Source organism: Pseudoalteromonas sp. SG41-2 (assembly GCF_014164535.1).
In the GTDB taxonomy this organism is placed as follows: Bacteria; Pseudomonadota; Gammaproteobacteria; order Enterobacterales; family Alteromonadaceae; genus Pseudoalteromonas; species Pseudoalteromonas rhizosphaerae.
The window spans coordinates 22661-31921 of record NZ_JACJFK010000035.1 but is presented as its reverse complement, the minus strand read 5'-3'; the positions used below and the strand labels follow the sequence as shown (position 1 = coordinate 31921).

8 protein-coding genes are annotated in these 9261 nt (G+C 38.9%); 5 read left to right on the top strand and 3 right to left on the bottom strand.

Annotated elements, in window-relative coordinates:
- Nucleotides 1–347: 347 nt before the first annotated feature.
- The 3 genes from H5186_RS20425 to adk all read left to right on the top strand — a co-directional run bounded on the left by H5186_RS20425 (nucleotide 348) and on the right by adk (nucleotide 3935).
- On the top strand, nucleotides 348–1061 hold the full coding sequence (locus H5186_RS20425; RefSeq protein WP_182719487.1) for an RluA family pseudouridine synthase: 714 nt from the start codon (nucleotides 348–350) through the stop codon (nucleotides 1059–1061).
- A gap of 135 nt (nucleotides 1062–1196) precedes the next feature.
- Complete coding sequence (htpG, locus tag H5186_RS20420; RefSeq protein WP_182719486.1) at nucleotides 1197–3110, top strand: molecular chaperone HtpG; 1914 nt, start codon at nucleotides 1197–1199, stop codon at nucleotides 3108–3110.
- Between the two features lie 180 nt (nucleotides 3111–3290).
- The gene (adk, locus tag H5186_RS20415) at nucleotides 3291–3935 is read left to right on the top strand and encodes an adenylate kinase (protein WP_149982783.1); all 645 of its coding nucleotides are present in this window, start codon (nucleotides 3291–3293) and stop codon (nucleotides 3933–3935) included.
- Nucleotides 3936–3995: 60 nt separating this feature from the next.
- On the opposite strand, the gene tpx is transcribed toward adk, so the two are convergent.
- Entirely contained in the window at nucleotides 3996–4577 is a 582-nt protein-coding gene (tpx, locus tag H5186_RS20410; RefSeq protein ID WP_149982782.1) for a thiol peroxidase, read from the bottom strand.
- A gap of 173 nt (nucleotides 4578–4750) precedes the next feature.
- On the opposite strand from tpx, the gene H5186_RS20405 reads away from it, so the two are divergent.
- Nucleotides 4751–5755, top strand: coding sequence for a response regulator (locus H5186_RS20405; RefSeq protein WP_149982781.1), 1005 nt, complete (start codon nucleotides 4751–4753; stop codon nucleotides 5753–5755).
- A 4-nt stretch (nucleotides 5756–5759) separates the two neighbouring features.
- Nucleotides 5760–6725 carry a diguanylate cyclase gene (locus H5186_RS20400; protein ID WP_182719485.1) on the top strand — a complete coding sequence of 322 codons (966 nt, stop codon included), beginning with the start codon at nucleotides 5760–5762 and terminating at the stop codon, nucleotides 6723–6725.
- Between the two features lie 128 nt (nucleotides 6726–6853).
- On the opposite strand, the gene H5186_RS20395 is transcribed toward H5186_RS20400, so the two are convergent.
- Together H5186_RS20395 and H5186_RS20390 are read right to left on the bottom strand one after the other, a co-directional pair.
- Nucleotides 6854–7735, bottom strand: a complete 882-nt coding sequence (locus tag H5186_RS20395; RefSeq protein WP_149982779.1) for a universal stress protein — start codon at nucleotides 7733–7735, stop codon at nucleotides 6854–6856.
- A 5-nt stretch (nucleotides 7736–7740) separates the two neighbouring features.
- On the bottom strand, nucleotides 7741–9255 hold the full coding sequence (locus H5186_RS20390; RefSeq protein ID WP_182794887.1) for a SpoVR family protein: 1515 nt from the start codon (nucleotides 9253–9255) through the stop codon (nucleotides 7741–7743).
- Nucleotides 9256–9261 lie beyond the last annotated feature (6 nt).

The following is a 9261-nucleotide window of genomic DNA, read 5'->3' as shown; positions in this document are numbered from 1 at the left end:
CCCCATGCCGAACTCAGTAGTGAAACGAAACAGCGCCGATGATAGTGTAGCATTTGCTATGTGAAAGTAGGACATTGCCAGGCTCCAAATTGAGAAAGCCGCTTCAGAAATGAAGCGGCTTTTTTTACGTCTGTAGGAAAGCTAATGGCTTTGAGCTGTCAGCAGCGCAGTGTTAACCTTCGACATGCGTTCACTGCCATTTTCTAATCTTGAAAACTAGCGCCCTTTATAGTTAAAAGCCAAACTACAGCGCAGCATACCGACTTTTTTTGTGTATGATAGAAATTGAACTAGTTTCAAGATACTAATGTTGCAACGTTTTTATAAAATCAATAATGAGAGAAATAATGTCTGATACAAATTTGCCACAGCATTCTATTGTCGATGACTTTATTGCATCGGTTTGTCATGAGCATGTGGAAATTTTATATAAAGACGATGATATTTTATTGATCAATAAACCCAGTGGCTTACTGAGTTTATCTGGTAAAAATCCGGCCAATTGGGATTCTGTGCATTATCGTTTAGTGAATGGGCAGCCAGGTCTGACTGCCGCATTTCCGACAGCTAAATTGCCGCATCGATTAGACTATGGTACTTCAGGTATTATGATTGTAGGCCTTAACTCTGAATCAACTAAGCTCCTTAATAAGCAGTTTCAATCAGGGACAATAAAAAAACACTATATAGCCATGTTGGATGGCTGGTTATTAAATGACGTAGGTCAAATAAACGCTGCAATAGTCAAAGATAAATTACTCTTTCCATTAGTTAAAATTTGTAATGTGACGGGTAAGTCTGCCGTCAGTGACTATTTAGTATTACAGCGCTTAACATCACCGCCGCGTACTTTAGTGCAATTTACCCCTGTGACGGGGCGTACACATCAATTACGTATTCACAGTCAGAGCATTGGGCACCCAATTATTGGCTGTGATCTGTATAAAAACCAACATAGCCAACAACTGGCTGAGCGCTTACAATTACATGCCAGCGATCTGTTTTTTGTACACCCTCGAAGCTTCAAGCAAACGCACCTACATTGCCCACAGCCATTTTGATTGTAAGAAAAAACAACTTAACTTCCGTGTTTATCTTGCTATAGCTTACTTTTTTGCTCTTTTGACTTGAAGTTAACAAACCGCGCCCCATATTAAGTGCATAACGCAGACACTTTGCAAATTGGAGATATATAAATGACTGCAGCACAAAAAGAAACATTAGGCTTTCAAACAGAAGTTAAACAACTATTAAACTTAATGATTCACTCACTTTATTCTAATAAAGAAATTTTCTTACGTGAGCTTGTGTCAAATGCCTCTGACGCGGCTGATAAATTACGCTTTTTAGCACTTTCAAATGGTGAACTATACCAAGGTGACGCAGACTTACGTGTACGTATCAGTGCCGATAAAGAAAAAAATACCGTAACTATTTCTGATAACGGTATTGGTATGACTCGTGATGAAGTGATCAGCTCGTTAGGTACGATTGCTAAATCGGGCACCGCTGAGTTCTTCAAAAACTTAACTGGCGACCAAAGCAAAGATTCGCAACTGATTGGTCAGTTCGGTGTTGGTTTTTACTCTGCATTTATAGTTGCAGACTTAGTGACTGTTCGTACTCGCAAAGCCGGTGAAGAAAAAGGCGTTGAATGGCAATCACAAGGTGAGGGCGAATACACGCTAGAAGAAATTGAAAAAGCAGGCCGTGGTACTGAAATTACTTTACACCTTCGTGAAGATGAAAAAGAGTTTGCTGATGAATGGCGCCTACGTAGTATTGTAACTAAGTACTCGGATCATATTTCAACACCAGTACAAATGTACAAAGCCGAAGTGCCTGAGTCAGAAGGTGAAGATGGCGAGAAAATTCCAGCCGTACCTGGTGAGTGGGAAAGCATTAACCGCGCCACAGCAATGTGGACGCGTGATAAATCAGAGCTATCTGATGATGAATATAAAGAATTTTATAAGCATGTAAGCCATGATTGGGAAGATCCACTGAGCTGGGCTCACAACAAAGTTGAAGGTAAAACTGAATACACAAGCTTACTGTATATTCCTAAAAAAGCACCATTTGATTTATGGAATCGTGACCGTCAAAGTGGCTTAAAGCTGTATGTACAACGTGTATTTGTAATGGATGATGCTGAGCAATTTATGCCTAGCTACTTACGCTTTGTAAAAGGTTTACTTGATTCAAACGATTTACCGCTAAACGTATCGCGTGAAATTTTACAAGATAACAAAGTTACGCAAGCAATCCGTAAGGGCTGTACGTCACGTACTTTAAAATTGCTTGAGCGTATGGCGAAAAATAAAGCCGACGATTACCAAGTATTTTGGAATGAATTTGGTCAAGTGATCAAAGAAGGTCCAGCAGAAGATGCAGCGAATAAAGAAGCGATTGCTAAGTTACTGCGTTTCTCATCAACACACACTGATGAAGAAGCACAAAACGTTTCATTAGAGCAATACGTTGAGCGTATGAATGAAGGCCAAGATGCGATTTACTACGTTGTTGCAGATTCATTCACTGCGGCGAAAAGCTCTCCACATCTAGAGATCTTCCGTAAGAAAGGTATCGAAGTGCTGTTGATGAGTGACCGTGTTGATGAGTGGATGATGAGCCACTTAACCGAGTTTGCTGAAAAACCATTTAAGTCAATTACCCGTGGTGACCTAGACTTAGGTAGCTTAGATGATGAAGAGACCAAAAAAGCGCAAGAAGAGTCTGAAAAAGAAGTTGCAGGCTTAGTTGAGCGCATCAAAACAGCACTTGGCGATAATGTTAAAGATGTACGCTTTACGCATCGTTTAACTGACTCACCAGCCTGTGTGGTCGCTGATGACAACGACATGAGCTCACAAATGCAAAAGCTAATGGAATCAGTAGGTCAAGCTGCTCCAGAAGCAAAACCAATTTTTGAGCTTAACCCTGAGCATCAACTTGTTAAGCATTTAAATGTTGAACAAGACGAAGACAAATTTGCACAGTGGTCACATGTACTGCTTGATCAAGCCTTGCTTGCAGAGCGCGGTACATTAAAAGATCCAGCAGGTTTTGTGACTCGCTTAAATAAATTAATGTTAGATTTGAGTAAGTAATTGCTCAAAAACTAACATTTTAATAAAAAGGGAACTTCGGTTCCCTTTTTTTATGATCTCAACGTAGTCAATTGGTATAAGTTGCTTGAGTATCTGCGGCGCTTATGGAAGAATTCAAGCTTTATAATAAATCATACTGATATGCTTTTTGTAAAATCAGTATCAAACGAGGACAATGATATGCGCATTATTCTTTTGGGCGCGCCGGGTGCAGGTAAAGGCACTCAAGCTCAGTTTTTGATGGATAAGTACGGTATTCCACAAATTTCAACTGGTGATATGTTACGTGCTGCAATTAAAGAAGGCACACCACTGGGTCTTGAAGCGAAAAAAGTAATGGATGCAGGTCAGTTAATTTCTGATGACATCATCATAGGTCTTGTTAAAGAGCGTATTACTAAAGCTGATTGTGAAAAAGGTTTTTTACTAGACGGTTTCCCACGTACCATCCCACAAGCTGATGCAATGAAAGAAAATGGCGTAGTTGTTGATCACGTTATTGAGTTTGATGTGGCTGATGAAATTATTGTTGACCGCATGGGAGGACGTCGCGTTCATCCTGGTTCCGGCCGTGTTTATCACGTAGTTTACAATCCGCCAAAAGTGGAAGGTAAAGACGACGTAACAGGTGAAGATCTGATCATACGTGCTGATGACACAGAAGAAACAGTACGTAAACGTTTAGGTATTTACCATGAGCAAACAATGCCATTGGTTGATTATTACCAAGCGGAAGCTAAAGCGGGTAATACGCAGTATCATCGTTTAGACGGTACCCAAGCTGTTGAAGCTGTTAATCAGCAACTTGCTGAATTATTGGGTTGATAATTCAATCAATAAAAAAACCGCCGATTGGCGGTTTTTTTATGACTGTTATTTGCAAGATTACAACGCGGTTAAAGCACTTATAACAGGGTCATATTTTGGTTCAGTTGATAAATCGGCTACCAACTGTTTATAAACAATTTTATGACTTGCATCTAATACGAACACAGCACGGGTAAGTAATCCCATATCTTTAATGATCAAACCATAGTTTTGACCAAAGTCACGCCATACTGAATCAGATAAGGCAGTAATTTTATCTATGTTCTCGGCTTTGCAAAAACGTTTTTGTGCAAACGGTAAATCAGCACTAATGGTGAGCATGGCTATATTTGGAAATTGCGATGCAACCTTTTCGTTAAAATGCTTGGTTTGAATGCTACAAACACCAGTATCAAGACTTGGAACAACGCTTATTAAAACGGCTTTACCTTGGTAATCGGCTAAAGTAATTGGCGTGAATGAGCCATCAACCACTTTAAAGTCTGGTGCTTTATCGCCTAGTTTTACGCCTTGTCCTAATAAAGTGATTGGCTTAGATTGTGCTGATACTTTTCCCGCATCAAGCGTATTTTCGGTCATATCGGCGGCAAAAGCCATTGAACAAAAGGCACTTAAAGCAAAAGTGAGTGAACGGAGCATAAGGTATTTCCTTTAGAGTTAACGCAATTAGGCTGAGTGTATTATAATCATTCATGGACACCAAGAGTTTAATGCAATTTAAAATTGTAATGCATGGTTACATTGATTAACATAAAGCAGTGGTAAATGTTTACATTTTTAATAATAAAAATAAAAGCAATCAGAGAGAGACTATGTCAACATCGGTACTAATTTGTGATGATTCTAAGCTTGCGCGCCGTCAGTTAGCTCGTTCGTTGCCCGATGATTGGGATATTAAAGTTGAGTTTGCTGAAGATGGCGTGCATTGTATTGAGCAAATTAAAGCGTTAAGCCCGGAAATCTTATTCCTCGATTTAAATATGCCGCAAATGGATGGCTACGAAGTACTGCAAGCAATTCAAGAGCAAAACTTGGATATACTAACCGTTGTTGTCTCTGGCGATATTCAGCCGAATGCGCATCAACGGGTGCTCGAACTTGGCGCGATAGACTTTATTCAAAAACCATGTGATGCCCAAAAGCTTGCCGACATTATCGAACACCATGGAATTAAAGATAAAGCAATGCGCGAGCGGCTCTCACACCGCTTAGGTGAGCAAGTTGACCCAGATGTTAGGGATATATACCAAGAGCTGACTAACGTGGCAATGGGTCAGGCTGGAGACTTATTAGCACGGCTATTAAATGTATTTGTTGAACTGCCTATTCCTAATGTCAATATTCTCGAAGTTAATGAACTTGATATGGCGCTGCGCTCAATTGATGCTAATGCAACAACCTCAGGCGTATGCCAAGGTTTTATTGGTGGTGGTGTATCCGGTGAGGCATTGTTGCTTCTAAATGATTCTAGCTTTAAAGAAATTGCGTCCTTGATGAACTATCAAGGGGAGCTCAATAAGAAAATTGAGCTGGAGTTATTAATGGATATTAGTAATATCCTGATAGGTGCAATCTTAACTGGATTATCTCGCCAATTAGACATGACCTTTAGCCAAGGACACCCAGTGGTGTTAGGGCAACATTGTGATGTGTCTGATTTAGTTAAAGCAAACAAATCACGCTGGCAACGTACTCTGGCAATAGAAATTAGCTATGGTATTGAGAACCACAATATTAACTGTGACTTGATGCTGTTATTTACCGAAGACTCACTAAAAACTTTGAAATACAAAGTTGCTTACCTATTAGAAGACTAACATTATGCCTGCTGCTGATTTTAATATGAATGAAATCCATTGGTTAATGGATATGTTTAATACCGTAGATGTTGGTTTAGTGGTATTAGATAGGGACTATAAAGTGTGTATTTGGAATGGTTTTATGGAAAACCATTCGGGTATGTTACCCAGCGCAGTAAAAGATAAAGATTTATTTGATTTATTTCCATCAATTGATGAAAAGTGGTTTCGCAGTAAATCAGAGTCTGTGTTTATTTTGAAAAATCGCTCATTTACTATTTGGGAACAGCAGCCATACATTTTCCGCTTTAAAAATTACCGTCCAATCACGGGTAAAGCAGACCATATGTTTCAAAACGCGACATTTATTCCTCTGTCAAATACGATGGGAGAAGTTGGCCATATTTGTATCATTCTTTATGATGTAACTGATATGGCGGTGAATAAAAAAGAGCTCGAAGAAGTAAATCGTAAACTTGAACAAATGAGTCAAACAGACGCACTAACAAAATTGACTAATCGAGGTCATTGGGAAGATACCCTACGCAAAGAATTTCTTAGGATCAAACGCAGTGGTGGCACAAGTACTTTATTGATGTTTGATATCGATCACTTTAAAAAAGTAAATGATGAACATGGCCATCGTTGTGGCGATGAAGCACTGCGTAACATTGCTGATTTACTGCGTAAAACATTGCGTGAAACAGACATTGCAGGTCGTTATGGCGGCGAAGAATTTGCGGTAACGCTGTTGGACACGGATCGCAAAGGTGCTGAGATATTTGCTGAGCGTTTGCGTAGTTTAATTGAAAATTCATCTTTTTACTTTGGCGAACAACAAATTAAAATGACGGTAAGTGTTGGTTTTGCCTGTTTTCAAGATGAATTTGAGCGCTATGAAAAATGGATTGAAGCGGCAGATAAAGCTCTTTACTTTTCAAAAGAAAATGGCAGAAACTGTATCACGGCGTATAAAGATTTGAGTTAATCTTGATGAGTATAAAAAGCCTTTAAGGCACAATAGTAAAAGGTTTAACTAGCCAAACTAGGTTGCTTTTAATAGGCATAAAAAATGACGCAAAATGCGTCATTTTTTATATTATCACTAGCAATTATCTAACATTCAGGAGGTAAAATAAGCAAGTCTGTTTTTAGTAACCGCATAACTTTTTCAGCGGTATTGCCAATTAACTTACCTTTTATACCTATGTTGCCTACTGAGCCCATGATCACAAGACCTGCATTAAGCTTAGCTGCAATACTTGGGATCACTTGCTCGGCTAAGCCCGCTTTTATGTGAAGGTTATTTTTAAGATCGTGCTCAAGAATTAAATTACGTTGAATGACAGGTAGTTTCTCAAAAGCATTCAGTACTTGTTCGTCTGAAAATACAATGCCTAAGTCTCTTAAAATTGGGGAAACATGAACGGTATAACAAGTATAAAACTGACAGTCATAATGCTTGGAATAAGCTAAACCAGTTTCAATCATATCTTTGTTTAGTTTGTATTTAGTGGCTTTTTCGCTACCTAAATCAAGTGCAGCTAACACATTGGTGTTATTGCGCCAGGTATTATCCGCAGCTAAATAAAGTGGTAGTGGGGTAAAGCGGATCAACTGCCAGTCAAGTTCACTAAATTGACAATGTTCGTCAATATGGCGCGTTTTTATCACCATCTCATAGTTTTCAAAGTCACTCTCATTGGCTAACCATTGCTCGGGCGCTTCATGCCAAATAATATTTAATGAATAATCTGATTCTGACAATTCGCTTTCAAGTAGTGGTACTAATTCTTTTTTGAGAGTAGCCAACCTTGTTTCTTGAATTACTTGCAATTGTTCAGCTGGCGGCGAGAACAAAATATTACCAGCACTTTCATAGGCAAAGGCGACAATATCAATATGTTTTTGCTTACCAATTGCTTTGTGTTTCGCGTGCAAAATAGCAGTACGTGCAAATTCTACTGAATCAATTAGTACGAGAAGCTTTTTATCCATTCTATTCACTCTGTTGTATGGCGTGAATCATCTGATGGACATTGCCCGAGTATATTCAATTCGCCAGAAGTTGACTCTTGTTCCAGTTTTACCTTAAAGCCCCATAGTCTGTAAAGGTGTTTTAATACCTCATGGTGAGACTTTGCCAGTGGAATATCCTGATGTGGCACGTAGCGCAAGGTTAAAGAGCGATCACCTCTAATATCAACATCATAGATCTGAATATTGGGTTCGTGATTACTGAGGTTATATTGTGCTGAGAGCGCAGTCCGTACCGCGTGATAGCCGCTTTCATCGTGGATCGCACCAACTTGTAGATTCGGATCTTTTTCGTGATCGATAATAGTGAATAATTTAAAGTCACGGATAAGTTTGGGTGATAAAAATTGACTAATAAAACTTTCGTCTTTAAAGTTTTCCATTGCAAAGTGCAGCGTATCTAACCAGTTGCTCCCGGCATATTCTGGAAACCACTGTTTATCTTCTTCGGTAGGGTTTTCACAAATACGGCGGATATCCACCATCATATTAAAACCCAGCGCATAAGGGTTAATACCCGAATAATAATTACTATTGTAAGGGGGCTGATACACAACATTAGTATGACTTTGTAAAAACTCTAACATGAATGAGTCAGTGAGTTTCCCTTCATCATATAAGTGATTCAAAATAGTATAATGCCAAAACGTTGCCCAGCCTTCATTCATTACTTGGGTTTGCTTTTGAGGATAAAAATATTGTGAGATTTTACGCACAATACGAATTATTTCTCGTTGCCAAGATTCCAGTAATGGCGCGTTTTTTTCTATAAAATACAAAATATTTTCTTGTGGCTCTGAAGGAAAATGACGCTCGTGTTTTCTAGTTTCCTGTTGATGTGAAGGTATTGTGCGCCAAAGTTCGTTCACTTGTGATTGTAAGTAATCTTCGCGCTCTTGTTGGCGTTTTTGTTCTTCAAATAAAGATATTTGCTGTGGGCGTTTATAACGATCGACACCGTAATTCATAAGTGCATGGCATGAATCAAGTAGGTTTTCGACTTCATCAATGCCATGTTTTTCTTCGCAACGAGCAATATAATTTTTTGCAAATAATAGGTAGTCAATAATAGAGCTGGCATCAGTCCATGTTTTAAATAAATAATTACCTTTAAAAAACGAGTTGTGCCCGTAGCAAGCGTGCGCCATCACTAAAGCCTGCATTGGAAGGGTATTTTCTTCCATTAAATAAGCAATACAAGGATTCGAGTTTATGACAATTTCATAAGCCAATCCCATTTGTCCGCGTTTGTAATTTTGCTCAGTTTGAATAAATTTTTTACCATAAGACCAGTGACTATAGCCAATAGGCATACCAACACTGGAATAGGCATCCATCATTTGTTCTGCGGTGATCACTTCAATCTGATTAGGATAAGTATCGAGGCGATAATGTTCAGCCACGCGGGCAATTTCGTCTTGGTATTGTTGTAGTAATTCAAATGTCCAATCTGGCCCATCGCTCATTCGTTTATTGGTCATATAAAT